The sequence below is a fragment of the Pseudoalteromonas sp. Isolate3 genome (genome assembly GCF_022398505.1).
GTDB lineage: Bacteria > Pseudomonadota > Gammaproteobacteria > Enterobacterales > Alteromonadaceae > Pseudoalteromonas > Pseudoalteromonas apostichopi.
In genome coordinates this window covers 1-15,649 of record NZ_JAKEVN010000101.1, presented here as the reverse complement: position 1 = coordinate 15,649, position 15,649 = coordinate 1, and the positions used below count along the sequence as shown (strand labels likewise).

Sequence of the window (15,649 nt, the reverse complement as noted above, 5' to 3'; positions counted from 1 at the left end):
CATTAGGGTGGCGTAATATAATGATTTTTAGTTTATTATTGATTATGCTTATTGAATCACATAAACAGGTTTTAACTGAAAAGCCACAATGTGAGCACAATTCTCTAGCCATACGAACTCAGGTGTAAATCAAAACTATGCCTAGTATACATGAGCTTAACTCGCAAAGCAGGTTTGCTTTTTAGCTATGAACGGCTAAAGTTGCGATTTATATAATTACGTTTTTGATTAAGGGATAAAGATGACGACAATCACAATCGATGAGAGTGCACTTGAAGGGATGGAATCACTTTTAGGTGACCAATTTGCCGACACCTTGACCTTTTGTTGTAGTGAATTTCAGCGTTTAGGCTCTGAGGTACTTGCAAATCTTGGTTCAGATAACGAAGCTGCAGCACGACATGCACACAGTTTAAAATCAAATGCAGCCCAATTTGGTGCTGCGAGCCTGTCTAAACTTGCGCAGTCAATCGAACAAGCACTTAATCAAAATGATCTAGCAACTGCAGAGCAAAACTCACAGAGTTTAGATGTTCAAGTATCAGGTTCTGTAGAAAAACTACAAGCTTGGTTTGCTAATCGCTAAAAACTTGAATTTATTTCAGTTATAACCGCAAAAATCCTCTGGCGTGGTGGCCCCGTACTAGGTTAGTCTTAAGGCTAATTAGTAGAGGTAACCATGTCACAAATCAAAAAGAGTCACAAACTAGACGGTGTCTGTTATGACATACGTGGGCCTGTGCTTGCACAAGCTCGAAAAATGGAAGATGAAGGGCAAAAAGTATTAAAGCTAAACATTGGCAACCCGGCTGCCTTTGGCTTTGATATGCCTGAAGATATGCACAAAGATATCATTCGTAACTTATATTCAGCCCAAGGCTACTGTGACTCTAAAGGCCTCTACTCAGCCCGTGTGGCTGTCTATCAACACTATCAGCAACGCGGTTTATTTAATCTTGATGTCGATAATATTTATATCGGTAATGGGGTCAGCGAATTAATTCAAATGACCACCCAAGCATTACTTGATAATGACGACGAAGTGCTTATTCCCGCACCGGATTATCCGCTGTGGACAGCATCGGTTAAATTAGCAGGGGGTAACCCTGTGCATTATCTATGTGATGAAGAACAAGATTGGTTCCCTGATATTGCTGATATAAAATCGAAGATCACTTCAAAGACCAAAGCACTGGTGCTTATTAACCCTAATAACCCCACCGGTGCGGTGTATAGTGATGATCTTTTGATGGAACTTATCAATATTGCTCGTGAACACAAGCTTTTGCTATTGAGCGATGAAATTTACGAGAAAATCTTGTACGACGGTGTCACACACAGCTCTATTGGTGCATTGTGTGATGATGTGCCAATCATCACTTTTAATGGCTTAGCCAAAACGTACCGCGCTGCGGGTTTGCGAATGGGTTGGATGGTGTTAAGCGGTCGTACTAGCATGATGGACGACTTAAGTCGTGGCCTAGATATGCTGGCGTCTATGCGATTATGTGCCAACGTACCTGCACAATACGCTATTCAGCAAGCGTTAGGTGGTGTGCAGTCGATTGATAACCTTATTAACCCAGGTGGTCGGCTGTACGTTCAGCGAGATATTGCATGGCGTGGTTTAAATGCCATTGATGGTATTAGCTGTAAAAAGCCTAAAGGGGCGCTATATGCATTTGCGAAAGTGGATACAGCACACTTTAATATCAAAAATGATGAACGCATGATTTTAGATTTACTCAAAGCTGAGAAAATCTTATTAGTGCATGGTCGCGCATTTAATTGGCCTGATCCTGATCATTTCAGATTGGTGTTTTTACCAAACAAAGATGATTTAACAGAAGCCATGAGTAAGATGCAGCGATTCTTCGCTGATTATCGACAAAGCTAAAAAAAGCGAGCCGAGGCTCGCTTTTTTAATACGCTTTATCAACACGTACCGTGTTATCGGTGAGGTACACCAGGCGTACTTTATCACCTTGGTTAAACAGCATTTGGTTATCTTTGTCTTGCACAACCATGAACTGCTCGCCGCTTTCTACTTTGATCATCAATTCAACGAGCTGATATTGTATAACGCGACTTGTTTGTTGACGGTTGTGAGCAACAGAGCCACCAATCATCGAACCTAAAATGGTTGCTACAGTGCGGCCACTGCCGCCACCGAACTGGTTACCGATAACGCCGCCAATAAGCGCACCACCAAACGTTTCCCAGCCGTTTGTTTTATCTCTGACTAGCTCTTGTTCGGTAATGGTTCGTACGGATTGTACAGAGCCAAACAACACCTGTTGTACTGGTACTGCTTTGTTACGCTGATAATCAGCATAACTAGGCGAGCTCAGTAATAAACAGCTTGCTAGGATAGTAATTAGGTATTTCATATACCCTCCTGGCTACCAGCCAAAAGTTGATTTCTCGCGAGTTTTACGGATTTCAGTTTCATCAGCCCATTCAACTAGACCGCTTTTTAAATCCATTAAACGCATTGTGAATTTGTAATAAACATCAGCCTTGTCAGCATTTGATTTAACAATGCTCGATAAGTTGCCGTATAACATATATTGCGCACCAACTTGCTGGCCAAAAGCAATCGCTGTATTTGGGTCAACAAGTGGATCGACGTTTTGGAAATTAAGTTGCTCACGCACAGCTTCAACACGGGTCATATCAACAAAGCGGAACTTACCACTGCGTAATAACTGTGTTGAGATTGAATCAGTAATTGATTCAGTATCAATATGCTCGCTCGTTTTGTTTTTAATACGCTCAACAAATACGATAGGGCGAGTATTTGCTGTCATGGTACCAACCACAGGAGAGGCAAGTAACGAGTCTGTCATTTGGCTTGCTACTTTTTGTAGGTCCGTTGAGCCAAAATTTATATCAGTAGTTTCAACAGCTTGTGCATCACCATAGCTAACAACGGCTTTATTTGCACAACCAGACAGCAATAAAGCGCTTGTCATTGCAACGGCCGCAGCCGACTTAACAGAAAGTAATTTCATTGTAGTATCCTTAATCTTCAAATTCTTGTGCTTCTGTTGACACTTCACGCACTGCAAGCGAGAAGGTGACAGCATTTGCTGTCGGGGCTAGGCCCGGTAACTGGGTTTTAGCAAATCCAAATAAAGTGATAGGTTGCCAAGGCGAATGGTTGCCGCGAATAACAAAGCCATCAGCGTCATACCAAGTAAATTGATACTGTAAGTATTGAGACTTTTTGTACTGGCTTGCCAGTGTCACAACAACATCTGTTAAGCCATTTGTTTGGCGTGTTTTTACATCTGTAATGGCTAATTTCTTGCCAAGTTCAGGGTTATTAACAATCAGTTGTTGGTTATACTGTTGTGATGCCTGCTCAACACCAATGCCAGAAGTGGTAGGGCGTGAGGAGCAAGCCGCAACAAGTAAAATGGTTAATAGTGGCACTAAGTATTTCATCATTGCTCCTAGAGTTGTACGACATGTGTGTCGTAGTAGTTATTTATAGAGGTTAGAAAAATCAAGGTTAACCTTTGCTTACTAACCGTAAAGTCTATTTCGCCATGCCCTGGCACTGTTAAAGCGTGCTGACCTGCTGGCATCGCGTGCTGAGCAATACTCAGTTGACTTGGTAAAGTCGACCAGCTTCGCGTATCAGCCTGCTCTGATGCAATGTTATAAATATTCGCTAAAATATTACCGACATCGCCGCCGCTTCTTGCCAATTCTGCACGCATCTTTTCTTTCGCAACCAATCGCATAACCTGGCGGGTTATTCTGCCAGCACTTTGATCTTTTAAAGTTTTTGCTGCCAGCGCTTCAAGCCTAACAATGGGTGTCAGCGGTAAGTTTTCGCCATCGAGATTCACTGTTTTATCACTGCCCGCATAAGGCGCATCGCGATAAACAGGCATGGCAATACTGTAAAAGCGTGCATCACCCCGGGAGGTATAAATGGGTAATCGTAAATGAAACTCTTGCCTTGCTGGTATTAACCCTTGCTCTGCAATTACAATTACTTGGCCTGTGTTTGCTTGAGTTTGCTTTAGCTTGCCAAAGCGTTTGCTAAATTCTTCAAAATCCTGATCAAACCCTTGCTTTTTGGCAAGGCGTAACACTGTTTGCTGTAAGTAGCTATTTTCGCTATTTATTTCGAGTGCTTTCTTATAGTCGATATAGGCATCATCAAACTGTTTATCTGCCTCATAAAGTAGACCAGACAAATAAAACGTAAAGGCATTTTGAAAGCCATTTTTGACATTACCAATTAGCTCAGCCATATCAGGGTAGCCTTCGGCTGCCTTTTCTGCTTGTTCATCAAGTACAGCTTGGTTGTCTTTTAATGCATCTTCTTGCACTTTATTAGCACGTCTAACTTCAACTAATGCAGATTCAAGTTGTTTATCAAATACATAGCTCAGTGCTTTGTAGCTATGCAGCATAGTCATTTCATAGGCTGCTGGCTCATAACCAATCACTGAATCATTGGTCAATAATGAGTTTGTTTGTTCAAGGCCTGCACTTAGCTGTACTTTGGCTGCTTGACGCTTTTTTTCCATATTTTGATAAACAGCTTCAAAGGTCTCATTGGCCTCGGAATTTTGTTTAGCCAAAAACTCAAGACGGGCCGTTTCAAGCTGATTCAATAAATAGTTACTATGGCCTCGGCTGTTGCTCGGCAAAAGTTGCTGAGCACTTGCTATGTTATTTTGAGAAACAGCTTGGCGCACAGGTTTTAGCTGCGTCGCATAATCTTGGAATAGATCAGTAATACCTATGGTACTGCAACCAGATAACAGTAAAGCAGCTCCAATAAATAAACGTCGATGCACTGAACACTCCTTTTAAACAATGTACTCAGATTAGCATACGCGGCTTAACCTTCTATGATAAATTATGTAAAAAATCGTAAGTTAATAGACAACTTTCTGGTCTTCTGTTTTGTAACGTTAAAGGACACTGCATTTGTTGAGCACTATACTGTATACCTTGATTGCACTTAGTGCTTTTGCAGCTAATTCTTTGCTGTGCCGAATGGCATTACAAAGTGGTGATATTGATCCTTTGAGCTTTACTGCTATTCGCTTAGCAAGTGGGGCATTTATGTTGCTTGGCTTACTGTTATGGCAAGCAAAGTTAAGGCAATTAAAATCGCAAAGGGCTAAACCTTTATCCGATAAAGGTAACAATATCAGCGCCCTTAGTTTATTTGTTTACGCGCTGTGTTTTTCAGTTGCCTATGTTGATTTAAATACAGGTACAGGCGCACTTATCTTATTTTCGGCAGTGCAGTTAACCATGATAGGCCATAGTGTTTTAAATAAAGAGCCGCTCAGTAAAGTGCAGTGGGGGGCTTTATTTGTCGCATTTGCGGGTTTTATTTACCTAATGCTGCCCTCAGCGACGGTGCCTTCTTTCATGCCAGCAATGCTCATGGCGTTAAGTGGTGTAGCGTGGGGTGTTTACAGTATTCGTGGAAAATCATGCAGCTCACCTTTGCAAGCAACCAGCTTTAATTTTCTAAGAAGTTTAATACTTGTGCCAATTTTAGTCTTTCTAGCCATTGTCGATTGGCAGGGTATCACAGCAACAGGCGTTTATTTGGCGATAGCTTCAGGAGCTTTAGCATCAGGCCTTGGTTATAGCATTTGGTATATTGCACTACCAAGGCTTAAAAGTAGCCAAGCAGGTGTGGTACAGCTAACGGTTCCAGTGCTTGCTACGTTAGCAGGGGTGGTATTTTTAGATGAGCAATTAACAGCGCGTTTAATCACAGCCAGCGCCTTGATTCTTGGCGCTGTACTGGTGTTTTTAATGACTAAAAAGCGCAGCCTTTAGATTTTGGCGTATTAATATTTAACACGTAGCGTTCATACAGGGTGTTTAGTTCGGCTAGTATCGCTTGCTTGCCAATAAGTTCACTTTGTTCAATACATTGCTGTAATGTTTCAACTGACAAATATTGCATCATCTTATGCGATGCATTGATATGACTTATATGCCAAGGCTCAGGGGCAACCCCCCCTTTATATTCTTGGTAAGGGCGATAAAAACCATACTTTTCGAGGTTATTATCAAGCCATGCAGCAAGCTTTGCAAACGGCCCAGTGGCCGAATACTCATCTGGCGTTAATTGCAGCTGATAATCATCGTCAATAGGGCGGTTATCGTAGATGTCGAGGTCGGTGCCAAAGTGATGTCTGCTTGCCCCAGGTAGTGCGGAGTAAAGCATTATAGCGTGGCACTTTTCAATATCACTCAAGCTTTCTAAGTCTACCGTTTTTTGTGCAAGGGTATAAACCGGTCGAAGGCCCTGAAATTTTGCATTCCAAATAGCGCTTTGACGTTGAAAGTCACGAAAGCTTGAGGCAATTGTCAGATCAATACCCGCTTCTTTCGCACCTTGCTGAAGAGCTAAAAAATCATCGACAATATCACGATGCAAGCGATGGTGTTGTAGCTCAACTAAATGTGAGCTACATGACCCGGTGGCGCATTGTTTAAGCTCAGCTTGGTTCATGTAAGCAGTTGCTCTAAAATGATTTCGTAAATATCAGCAAGTTGAATTAAATCCTCTGTGCTAACACATTCGTTTACTTTATGAATGGTTTCATTACGCGGGCCAAGTTCAATGACTTTAGCACCTGTTTGTGCGATAAAACGACCATCAGATGTCCCACCAGTGGTTTCAAGCGCTGTTTCGCGTCCAGTCACCTGCTTAATAGCATGCACAGTTGCATCAACTAACGGGCCGTGGTCGGTTAAAAACGGCAGTCCATTTACAATCCAATTTAACTCATAATTCAGATTGTGTTTTTCAACAATATCAACGACTCGTTGTTGTAGCTGCTGGTGTGTAACTTCTGTGCTAAAGCGGAAGTTAAATTGAATCTCAAGTTCACCTGGGATCACATTTCCGGCACCGGTGCCACCGTTAATATTCGAAACCTGAAAGCTCGTTGCAGGGAAAAATTCGTTACCTTGATCCCACTCGGTTTGACTTAGCTCAGTTAACGCAGGGGCGGCTAAGTGAATCGGATTTTGAGCAAGATGCGGATAAGCAACATGGCCTTGCACACCTTTAATGGTTAAAAAGCCAGTTAATGAGCCTCGTCGACCATTTTTTACCACATCGCCAAGTTCATCCCGTGATGATGGCTCGCCGACTAAGCATAAATCAATCTTCTCACCACGCGCTTCAAGGGTATCGATAACACGAGTTGTGCCGTTGATGAACGGGCCTTCTTCATCAGAAGTAATTAAAAACGAAATAGATCCATTATGATCTGGGTGCTTAGTCACAAAACGCTCGGTGGCAACCACCATTGCAGCTAAAGAACCTTTCATATCGGCTGCACCGCGACCATGTAACATGCCGTCTTCTACTAGTGCCGAAAAGGGCGGGTGCTGCCAATTTTTCTCGGGACCAGTTGGTACAACATCGGTGTGACCCGCAAAACAAAAATGCGGTGACGCATCTCCCTTACGAGCCCAAGTATTTAAGGTATCAGTGAAAAACAGTGATTCTATATTAAACCCTAGCTTTTCCAAACGTTCGTTCATTAACGCTTGGCAACCGGCATCTTCAGGCGTTACTGATTCACGCTGGATAAGTGCTTGAGCAAGTTCAATAACAGGGTGAGTCATTAGGCAAAAATCTCATCGTATTGAGCTGCTTTAAAACCTAAGTAGTACTGGCCGTTATGCACGAGTACCGGACGCTTGATCATTGCAGGTTGCTCAACCAGTAATGCTAATGCTGATTCTTTATCTAGGTTTTGTTTTTGCTCATCAGATAATTGGCGGTAAGTTGTGCCGCGTTTATTAACTAAATCTTGCCAATCAATATGTGCTGCAAACTCATTAACTAGCTCAGCACTAATGCCGTCTTTACGGTAATCATGGAAAGTAAATTCTTGGTTGTTATCAGTTAAATATTTCTTGGCTTTTTTAATTGTATCGCAGTTGCTGATACCGTACATGATAGTCATAAATTCTACTTTTTAGTTACAGTGAGTAATGTGTCTACCCCAGCAATGACCTGAGATAGTGAATAATACAGAGGGCCAAGGTGTTGGCTATTGAGTACGCAAAGAGTACCGAGCATTGGGCTGCTCAGCTCGCGTAAATCAAAATAGGCTAACCGTTCACCCTGGCTAATTTTACTGCCATTTAATTTTGCAATATTGGTGTGATTAATATGTTCTTCAACCGATGAAAACGATAAGTTTAATAAAACTTTTAAACCGTTTTTTGCCTGTAAAATGTATTCTTTACCGGCATTTTTAACTTGTAATAGGGTGCCATCGAATGGTGCGATGATGTTGTGACTAGTTAATTCAACACTAATACTTGGTCCAAGTGTCGCAAAGCGGAAAAATGGCTCTGGGTGCTCGCTAATGCTTTTTACACGCCCAGTAAATGGGCTTTTAATATCCATGCAGCGCGCTTTTCTGAGGCTGCGTTCGGGTAAGTATTGAACTTCGTTAGTCATGGCTTATTTAACATCACCTAGCACATGGTAACCGTCTTTTTTCAGGGCTGTAATTGCCTTGGCCATACTTTGCTTCTTCACCAGTACATAATCGGTATCGTAAGTTGATAAAGCAAAAATCGAAATCGACGCTTTTGCCAGTACTCCAGAAATATTTGCCATGATACCTGTTAGTGAAAAACCAAGAGGGCCAATCACCTCAAGTGCCAACCAATCCGTTTCTTGATCAAGACTGTCTAGCTCAAAACTACTTGGACACACTATAGACAACTCATCAGCGGTTTTAGCAATAAAGAAAATAGCTTGTTGAAGTAGGGTAGGATCAATCGTCGCATCGACATCTAAACTATGAATGGTAAGTTCTTCACTATGAAGTTGTAACGTTTGTTTTGACATCTGCGATCCTACCTTTGAAGCCTTTGAATTTATAGTATAGGTAAACAAAGTTAAGATAAAGCGCAATAATTTTGATTGCTGAGGAATTACTCAGCTCAGTCTTTAAATGTTGTCCACAGAATCTGTGGATAAATATGGGAATAGGTCAGTATAAAGAAGCTAATAGGCTAATTTATAAAGGTTTTATAAATTAGCCTAAATTTTGAAGGGTTAATTTTCTATGCTTTCGACTTGCTTAGCTTGAATCGCTGTAAGGGCAATGGTGTAAACAATATCGTCTACTAATGCACCACGACTTAAGTCATTTACCGGCTTGCGCATACCTTGAAGCATTGGGCCAATACTAATTAAATCAGCACTACGTTGTACTGCTTTGTAAGTTGTATTACCAGTATTCAAGTCTGGGAATACAAACACGGTTGCTTTACCTGCCACAGGGCTATCGGGTGCTTTCTTAATTGCTACATTTTCCATAATAGCTGCATCGTATTGAAGCGGGCCATCAATCACTAGGTCTGGGCGCTTTTGCTGGGCAAGCTTAGTGGCTTCACGGACTTTCTCTACATCAGCGCCTGAGCCTGACGTACCCGTGCTGTAGCTGATCATTGCAACGCGAGGTTCAATGCCAAATGCGGCAGCTGAATCAGCCGATTGAATAGCAATATCAGCTAATTGCTCAGCGGTAGGATCTGGATTGATAGCGCAGTCACCGTAAACAAGTACTTGATCAGGTAATAGCATAAAGAATACCGATGATACTAACGATGAACCCGGAGCCGTTTTAATCAATTGTAGCGGTGGGCGAATCGTGTTAGCTGTTGTGTTAACAGCACCTGACACCAAGCCGTCTACTTTACCTTGTTCAAGCATCATGGTGCCAAGTACTACGTTATCTAGTAATTGCTCTTGTGCGACCACTTCTGTTAAGCCTTTGTTTTTACGAATCTCTACCATAGGCGCCACGTAATCGTTGATTACATCAGCTGGCTCAATAATGGTTACGTTATCGTTAAGCTCAACACCTTGTTGTTCAGCAATACGTAAAATCTCTTCTTTATCGCCAAGAAGGATTGTTTTAGCAATACCACGTTGACCACAAATAGCAGCAGCTTTAATAGTACGTGGCTCATTACCTTCTGGTAAAACAACCGTTTTATTCGCTTGACGGGCTTTATCCGTTAGTAAGAAGCGAAATGCTGGAGGAGACATTTTACGAGTACGACCAACACTTTGTGCAAGGCTGTCTAACCAGTCTGAGTCAATATGGCTGGCGTTGTGATCTTTTACTTTATCGATGCGTTGATCATCATCACAAGGCACTTCCATATTGAAGTTATGCAGTAACAGTGAGGTACGCCACGTATCTTCTTCTGTTGCGATAATTGGTAAACCTGTATCCATCGCTTGTTCACATAATTTCATAATGCGATCTTCAGGTTTAAAACCACCAGTTAATAAAATTGCCCCAAGCTTGGTGCCATTCATGGCTGATAAACAAGCTGCAACTAATACATCAGAGCGATCGCCAGGAGTTACCAGCAATGCTCCAGGGGTAAAGTGGCTTAAGATATTCGACACTGTACGGGCACAGAAAGTGACGCGACGTAAACGGCGGTGAGCCATGTCACCTTCGTTAATTACTTCAGCTTTTAAGTATTCACATAAATCTCGTACACGCGGTGCTACTAGGTCAAAATCCCAAGGAATTGAGCCTAATAACTTAAATGGGTGCTTTCTGAAAATAGGCAGCGATGCTAAACGGTTTAATTCGTTCTCGAGTTGTTCAGGTTCATGGGCCTCAACAAGATCTGCACGTGCACGACCTTCGTCATCCAATGGCGCATTTACTTTATTGAAAATACAGCCTAACACGCGAGGGTGATTAACACCGCCATAGTTGCCAGAGGCGATTTCTAAACGGTCTTCAATTTGGTCATTGCTATCGTTACTAGGCGTTAAAACAAAAACAATATCAGCACCTAGCGTTTGCGCAATTTCACGGTTTACGCGTCCAGCATAAGGCTGACGACGTGTTGGCACCATACCCTCGATAATGGCGATTTCGTCTTCTTTAATGGTGCTTTCAAAGCGCTCTACGATTTCTTCTAGTAAGTCGTCGCCTTTACCATCACCAATCATTTGCTCTGCATAGCTCAAATCGAATGGTGTCGGTGGATTAATTGGCGAGCCATGGGTAACAATTTGCGTCGACTTTTCTGGGCCTGTATCGCCAGAGCGTGGCTGTGCAATGGGTTTGAAAAAGTTAACTTTAAGCGCTTTTTGCTCTAGAGCACGTACCAAACCAACAGAAACAGATGTTAAACCAACCCCAGTTGAAATAGGGATCAACATAATTCTACGTGCCATTTACTTAAGCCTCCTTTGCAATGCGGGCTGCATCGTTAGCAATAACCCATTCTTCATTTGTTGGGATCACAAACGCTTTAACATGCGCTTGGCCTTTTGAAATTAGGCCTTCTTTACCAAAGCGAGCAGCTAAGTTAGCAGCTTCATCACACTCAAGGCCTAAAAAGCCTAAGTGTGAAATCACTTTGTCACGAATGATGTCTGAGTTTTCACCAATGCCACCGGTAAAAATAAGCGCATCAAGGCGTTGCAGAGGCACCAAGAACGCAGCGATTTGTTTTGCTAAGCGGTAACAGAAAATATCGAGAGCAAGGTTTGCTTGTGGGTGGCCTTCAACAGCCGCTTCTTCAATAGTGCGACAGTCATTTGATAATTCACTAATGCCTAACAGACCACTTTGTTTATTCAACAAATCATCAATTTCTTGAACTGAATAATTAAGTTGTTGAGTCAAAAAGGTGAATAAACCAGGATCGATGCTACCACTGCGCGTACCCATGACTAAGCCTTCCAGTGGGGTAAGCCCCATACTGGTATCAACACTCTTACCATCTTTAATAGCGCACACAGAACAACCATTACCTAAATGCGCACTGATCACATTAGTTTGCTGGCGTTCTTTGCCGAGTAATTTCGCCGCTTCACCGGCAACATAATAATGGCTCGTGCCATGGAAACCATAACGTCTTACACCATGTTCTTTATAAAGCGAGTAAGGTAATGCATATAAGTAGGCAATTTTTGGCATAGTTTGATGAAACGCAGTATCAAACACCGCAATTTGTGGTAGTGTCGAGAACGCTTGCTGTGCGGTGCGAATACCTAATAAATTCGCTGGATTATGTAAAGGCGCTAATGCTGCCGTTTTCTCGATTTCTATTAATACGTCATTATCAATTAATACTGACTCGGTAAAATGTTCGCCACCATGTACGACCCTATGGCCCACGGCAACTAACTTATCCTCAAGACCTAAGTTTTTGACCAGGTAAACAAGTTTATTAATTGCTGCATCATGGGCTTGTCCTTTTGCAAGTTCAATAAGTTGTTTTTCACCATTATATTTATATTTTATTGAAGGCGTATCTGATCCAAGGCGTTCAGCTAATCCTGAAATAACTTCGTCAGAAGTGGTGGCATCTAAAATGGCAAATTTTAAACTCGAACTACCACAGTTTAGTACTAAAACGTGATGTGGTGAGCAAAGGTGCTTCGGCATAGCTAGGTCCTAAAAGTACGATATCAGTCAGTGTGTATTAAGGCTTGATAATTAGAATTCTTTGCCAGTATAGTAAATAAGTATTTTGTTGCTACACTTAACAAAGCTAGGCTGTAATTACACTAAAGTCTAGTTGACTTAAGCCGATAACATTTTATCTCATTTAGACTTTAAACGTTAGTCTCATTACCATTAATTTGGTATTAGAACTAGGACAGGTTTTGCAGGGATTGTATCCGGGAGTGTGTTACACTCGGTTGTGAAACGAGATGAAAACCCTAGGAGTGATGATGCAAAAAGGTGTCATGTCACAAGTGCAAACAGGTCGTCAGTACGCTAAAAAATGGCCGATGCGACAAGAGCTCGCTCCATTGTTTGCCGAATTTAGAGTGATCAAAGCTACTGATCTGGCAATTACTGTGATGCCAATTTTGGCAATGCTGACCGTATTCATGCAAGTTAATTACTTAGGCAGTGATTATTTTCCCCAAGCTATCACTATTGCGCTATTCTTTTTGTCACTTCCGCTGCAAGGTTTGTTGTGGTTAGGAAGACGTGCTCAAACCAGATTAGAACCAGCGATGCTAAGTTGGTATACAGAATTGCACAGTAAAATGAAGGCGCATGGTTATCAGTCACAATTAACGACTGAAAAACCACGCTATATAGATTTAGCTCAACTGTTAAAGGATATGTTCGAAAAAATGGATAAAGCCTTCACTAAAGAGCATTTTTAATCCCGAATAAACTGGCTCACATAAAACGATAACGTAATTTTTTGTGGGCCTTGCTGCTCTATCTGCTGCCAATGCTCTGGGCGAAACTTCCATGCAAACGGCGTCATCATAATTAAATGTTTAATCTCATCGACAGATAACAACACCTGTTGCTCTAGTAAATTCGTCGACTCTTTGCCGAAACCCGCTGGTGGTTCTATCTCAGTATGTGGTTTAACATCGGAATAAATAAATGCTTTTAACTCTTTTAGGTGCCAAGGGCCAGGGCTTGCAACAATTAAGCTAGCTTGTGGTTTGGCAAGGCGGGCAAGTTCTTGTGCAAATAGTGGTGCAAACACACTAACAAGCACATCCGCTTTGGCATCTGCAAAAGGGGCTTGGCTAATTGAGGCAACGCTAAAATGCGCATTTTCATATCGCTTAGCAGCGTATTTTACCGCGGGTTTCGAAATATCGACACCATAGACATCGGCACTCGATTGCGTTGCTATTGCTTGAGTGTAAAAGCCTTCACCACAGCCTAAATCAATCACTGAAGTTGGTTCGAGTGATGTCACTAAATCTGCTAAAGCTTGCTGTAAAAACAAATAGTGCCCGGCACTTAAAAATGCGCGGCGAGCCTGCACCATTTCAAGGTTATCGCCTGGATGTTTAGACTTTTTATTTTGCACGGGAAGTAAATTGACATAACCCTCTTTGGCGATATCAAAACTGTGATTGTTGTCACAACGGTAAGTTTTGTCGGTTAGAGTAAGTTCAAGTTTGCAAAGCGGGCAGTGATAGTGAAGACTCATGAGTCTAAATAGTCCTTATCATAAAAGGTTTTAACCCAGTGAGGGCGATAGGTGATCATCAAGGTAATAGCCATGCCATTGAGCATTGCTTCAGGAAACCAAATTATGGCACAAAGAATCAGATAGTTTTCTGAAATTTCAATAAAACTGTAATCACCAAGCAAGTAATAAAACACACCACTGGTAAGTATTTTGATACAGGCAATAACAGCAGCGGTTAAAAACGCGCATAAAAAGATATAAATAAAAAAGTGTCTCGGCAGATAGCTATAGCAAAGCACAAAACACAAATAGCTCAATGTAATTGGTAAAAAAGCAGTAAACAATAAATGCACTGGCAGTATTGATACTGGCAGCTGAGCGACTAATACCAAGAGTAAACTTGCAAGAAGGCTTGCAAAAATGGCCAGTCGCCAACCTAAAATCAGGGTCACTGCAGTGACCCCTAAAATATGCAATTCGAGGCCTGGCAATATCCCCGCTTTAATACGCCACAGTACCGCAAGTACTAAAGCACAAGCGAGTATACCAACTTGTCTTATTGGTGTTGCCAATAATTGTGATGCGCTTTGTTTATCGAAACTCAGCCAAAGTATTAAAGCCACACAGCTCCACAAAGGGAGCTGCCATTGCATAGTGTCTATCATGCGTTAAAAGTTGACCAAATTGGGGCATGATCAGATGGCTTTTCGATACCACGTAATTCGTAATCGATGCCAGACTCAACACAACGTTTAGCAAGCGCTGGAGTTGCTAAGATCACATCAATACGTAAACCGCGGTTGTCATCAAAACCTTTTGAGCGGTAATCAAACCACGAATATTGCTCGGTTTTTTCTGGGTAAAGCTCTCGGAATGTATCTTTAAAGCCCCAGTTTAATAAAGTGCTTAGCCATTCACGCTCTTCTGGTTGGAACGAACACTTACCTGTTTTTAACCAGCGCTTACGGTTTGGTTCACCAATACCAATGTCGAGATCGGTCGGTGAAATATTAATATCGCCCATCACGATAACATCTTGCTCAGGCGTGTGGTTATCTTCTAAATGGGTCATTAAATCTTTGTAGAACTGACGCTTATATGGGAACTTGGTTTCGTGGGCAATATTATCGCCTTGCGGGAAATAGCCATTCATCACCGTTAATTCACGGCCATTTTCTTGTGTCACAGTAACACTGATCATACGGCGCTGTGACTCGTCAGTATCGGTTGCAAAGCCTTTAACGACTGATTTTGGTTCTTGCTTACATAACATAGCCACGCCGTAGTGCGCTTTTTGACCGTGAAAATAAACGTGATAACCCATTTTTTGCACGTCTTCGAGAGGGAAGGCCTCATCATGCACTTTGATTTCTTGTAAGCCAATAATATCTGGTTGATGTTTATCAATTACGGCTTGCAACTGGTGTAAACGGGCGCGCAGGCCGTTAATGTTGAATGAGATTACCTTCATGGTGCACCTATTATTTTTGTTTCAGTGTTTAGCGCAATTCTATCATCAAACTAGGGCTTATTCATGAGCTAATTACGAAAATCAAATTGGGTAAATGTTGATCAATTGCTGCTTAATTTAAAAACATTGTTAACTCACTATTAATTATTAAATTAAATAAATAATTCAGTTGATCTACTTATTTTTGTTTATATAATG

The 15,649-nt window shown here is 41.7% G+C and carries 18 protein-coding genes; 4 read left to right on the top strand and 14 right to left on the bottom strand.

The genetic code is table 11. The features are described 5' to 3' along the window. The first annotated feature begins 241 nt into the window (after window positions 1-241). Both L1D46_RS16320 and L1D46_RS16315 read left to right on the top strand, forming a co-directional pair. Window positions 242-586 carry an Hpt domain-containing protein gene (locus L1D46_RS16320; protein ID WP_130051741.1) on the top strand — a complete coding sequence of 115 codons (345 nt, stop codon included), beginning with the start codon at window positions 242-244 and terminating at the stop codon, window positions 584-586. Between the two features lie 93 nt (window positions 587-679). Next, window positions 680-1,897 (top strand): pyridoxal phosphate-dependent aminotransferase, encoded by a 1,218-nt coding sequence (locus tag L1D46_RS16315; RefSeq protein WP_130051740.1) that lies wholly within the window; start codon window positions 680-682, stop codon window positions 1,895-1,897. A gap of 25 nt (window positions 1,898-1,922) precedes the next feature. Here L1D46_RS16315 and L1D46_RS16310 read toward each other — a convergent pair whose 3' ends face one another. Genes L1D46_RS16310 through L1D46_RS16295 form a run of 4 tightly spaced genes read right to left on the bottom strand, consistent with a single transcriptional unit; the run spans window position 1,923 to window position 4,823 of the window. Next, window positions 1,923-2,390, bottom strand: a complete 468-nt coding sequence (locus L1D46_RS16310) for a glycine zipper 2TM domain-containing protein (RefSeq protein ID WP_239977881.1) — start codon at window positions 2,388-2,390, stop codon at window positions 1,923-1,925. Between the two features lie 12 nt (window positions 2,391-2,402). Continuing rightward, complete coding sequence (gene lpoB, locus L1D46_RS16305; RefSeq protein ID WP_054552953.1) at window positions 2,403-3,014, bottom strand: penicillin-binding protein activator LpoB; 612 nt, start codon at window positions 3,012-3,014, stop codon at window positions 2,403-2,405. A 10-nt stretch (window positions 3,015-3,024) separates the two neighbouring features. Then, window positions 3,025-3,450, bottom strand: a complete 426-nt coding sequence (locus L1D46_RS16300) for a YcfL family protein (RefSeq protein ID WP_054552954.1) — start codon at window positions 3,448-3,450, stop codon at window positions 3,025-3,027. A gap of 8 nt (window positions 3,451-3,458) precedes the next feature. Further along, window positions 3,459-4,823 (bottom strand): adenine DNA methylase, encoded by a 1,365-nt coding sequence (locus tag L1D46_RS16295; protein ID WP_239977880.1) that lies wholly within the window; start codon window positions 4,821-4,823, stop codon window positions 3,459-3,461. Window positions 4,824-4,959: 136 nt separating this feature from the next. On the opposite strand from L1D46_RS16295, the gene L1D46_RS16290 reads away from it, so the two are divergent. Further along, the gene (locus tag L1D46_RS16290) at window positions 4,960-5,829 is read left to right on the top strand and encodes a DMT family transporter (RefSeq protein WP_239977879.1); all 870 of its coding nucleotides are present in this window, start codon (window positions 4,960-4,962) and stop codon (window positions 5,827-5,829) included. Here the strand turns inward: L1D46_RS16290 and L1D46_RS16285 are convergent. From L1D46_RS16285 to L1D46_RS16255, 7 genes are all read right to left on the bottom strand, one after another. Continuing rightward, entirely contained in the window at window positions 5,810-6,511 is a 702-nt protein-coding gene (locus L1D46_RS16285) for a M15 family metallopeptidase (protein ID WP_239977878.1), read from the bottom strand. The genes L1D46_RS16290 and L1D46_RS16285 overlap by 20 nt on opposite strands. After that, entirely contained in the window at window positions 6,508-7,638 is a 1,131-nt protein-coding gene (gene dapE, locus L1D46_RS16280) for a succinyl-diaminopimelate desuccinylase (RefSeq protein ID WP_239977877.1), read from the bottom strand. The genes L1D46_RS16285 and dapE overlap by 4 nt, the downstream gene beginning before the upstream one ends. Further along, complete coding sequence (locus tag L1D46_RS16275) at window positions 7,638-7,982, bottom strand: ArsC family reductase (protein ID WP_130051734.1); 345 nt, start codon at window positions 7,980-7,982, stop codon at window positions 7,638-7,640. The genes dapE and L1D46_RS16275 overlap by 1 nt, the downstream gene beginning before the upstream one ends. 5 nt (window positions 7,983-7,987) lie before the next feature. Further along, window positions 7,988-8,431 (bottom strand): PTS glucose transporter subunit IIA, encoded by a 444-nt coding sequence (locus L1D46_RS16270; RefSeq protein WP_239977876.1) that lies wholly within the window; start codon window positions 8,429-8,431, stop codon window positions 7,988-7,990. Between the two features lie 57 nt (window positions 8,432-8,488). Next, entirely contained in the window at window positions 8,489-8,881 is a 393-nt protein-coding gene (locus L1D46_RS16265; RefSeq protein ID WP_130051732.1) for an ACT domain-containing protein, read from the bottom strand. A gap of 210 nt (window positions 8,882-9,091) precedes the next feature. Beyond that, complete coding sequence (gene pta / locus L1D46_RS16260; RefSeq protein ID WP_130051731.1) at window positions 9,092-11,248, bottom strand: phosphate acetyltransferase; 2,157 nt, start codon at window positions 11,246-11,248, stop codon at window positions 9,092-9,094. 4 nt (window positions 11,249-11,252) lie between these two features. Further along, a complete protein-coding gene (locus tag L1D46_RS16255; protein ID WP_130051730.1) occupies window positions 11,253-12,467 on the bottom strand; it encodes an acetate kinase in 1,215 nt (404 codons plus the stop codon). A gap of 290 nt (window positions 12,468-12,757) precedes the next feature. Here L1D46_RS16255 and yfbV point away from each other — a divergent pair, with 290 nt between their 5' ends. Then, window positions 12,758-13,204, top strand: coding sequence for a terminus macrodomain insulation protein YfbV (gene yfbV / locus L1D46_RS16250; RefSeq protein ID WP_130052297.1), 447 nt, complete (start codon window positions 12,758-12,760; stop codon window positions 13,202-13,204). Here yfbV and L1D46_RS16245 read toward each other — a convergent pair. From L1D46_RS16245 to xthA, 3 genes are read right to left on the bottom strand one after another with little or no spacing between them, the layout of a single operon-like run. Beyond that, window positions 13,201-13,998, bottom strand: coding sequence for a putative RNA methyltransferase (locus L1D46_RS16245; protein ID WP_239977875.1), 798 nt, complete (start codon window positions 13,996-13,998; stop codon window positions 13,201-13,203). The two genes, yfbV and L1D46_RS16245, sit on opposite strands and share 4 nt — an antisense overlap. Continuing rightward, window positions 13,995-14,645: an energy-coupling factor ABC transporter permease gene (locus L1D46_RS16240; protein WP_239977874.1), complete on the bottom strand. Its 651-nt coding sequence runs from the start codon at window positions 14,643-14,645 to the stop codon at window positions 13,995-13,997. Before L1D46_RS16240 ends, L1D46_RS16245 begins: the two co-directional genes overlap by 4 nt. After that, the gene (gene xthA / locus L1D46_RS16235; RefSeq protein ID WP_167658597.1) at window positions 14,642-15,451 is read right to left on the bottom strand and encodes an exodeoxyribonuclease III; all 810 of its coding nucleotides are present in this window, start codon (window positions 15,449-15,451) and stop codon (window positions 14,642-14,644) included. Before xthA ends, L1D46_RS16240 begins: the two co-directional genes overlap by 4 nt. Window positions 15,452-15,649 lie beyond the last annotated feature (198 nt).

Coding starts and splice junctions, on each gene's coding strand:
- L1D46_RS16245 (WP_239977875.1), bottom strand. CDS start 13,998: ATGAGTCTTCACTATCACTGCCCGCTTTGCAAACTTGAACTTACTCTA.
- yfbV (WP_130052297.1), top strand. CDS start 12,758: ATGCAAAAAGGTGTCATGTCACAAGTGCAAACAGGTCGTCAGTACGCT.
- dapE (WP_239977877.1), bottom strand. CDS start 7,638: ATGACTCACCCTGTTATTGAACTTGCTCAAGCACTTATCCAGCGTGAA.
- L1D46_RS16255 (WP_130051730.1), bottom strand. CDS start 12,467: ATGCCGAAGCACCTTTGCTCACCACATCACGTTTTAGTACTAAACTGT.
- L1D46_RS16320 (WP_130051741.1), top strand. CDS start 242: ATGACGACAATCACAATCGATGAGAGTGCACTTGAAGGGATGGAATCA.
- xthA (WP_167658597.1), bottom strand. CDS start 15,451: ATGAAGGTAATCTCATTCAACATTAACGGCCTGCGCGCCCGTTTACAC.
- L1D46_RS16300 (WP_054552954.1), bottom strand. CDS start 3,450: ATGAAATACTTAGTGCCACTATTAACCATTTTACTTGTTGCGGCTTGC.
- pta (WP_130051731.1), bottom strand. CDS start 11,248: ATGGCACGTAGAATTATGTTGATCCCTATTTCAACTGGGGTTGGTTTA.
- L1D46_RS16285 (WP_239977878.1), bottom strand. CDS start 6,511: ATGAACCAAGCTGAGCTTAAACAATGCGCCACCGGGTCATGTAGCTCA.
- L1D46_RS16270 (WP_239977876.1), bottom strand. CDS start 8,431: ATGGATATTAAAAGCCCATTTACTGGGCGTGTAAAAAGCATTAGCGAG.
- L1D46_RS16240 (WP_239977874.1), bottom strand. CDS start 14,645: ATGATAGACACTATGCAATGGCAGCTCCCTTTGTGGAGCTGTGTGGCT.
- L1D46_RS16265 (WP_130051732.1), bottom strand. CDS start 8,881: ATGTCAAAACAAACGTTACAACTTCATAGTGAAGAACTTACCATTCAT.
- L1D46_RS16315 (WP_130051740.1), top strand. CDS start 680: ATGTCACAAATCAAAAAGAGTCACAAACTAGACGGTGTCTGTTATGAC.
- L1D46_RS16275 (WP_130051734.1), bottom strand. CDS start 7,982: ATGACTATCATGTACGGTATCAGCAACTGCGATACAATTAAAAAAGCC.
- lpoB (WP_054552953.1), bottom strand. CDS start 3,014: ATGAAATTACTTTCTGTTAAGTCGGCTGCGGCCGTTGCAATGACAAGC.
- L1D46_RS16310 (WP_239977881.1), bottom strand. CDS start 2,390: ATGAAATACCTAATTACTATCCTAGCAAGCTGTTTATTACTGAGCTCG.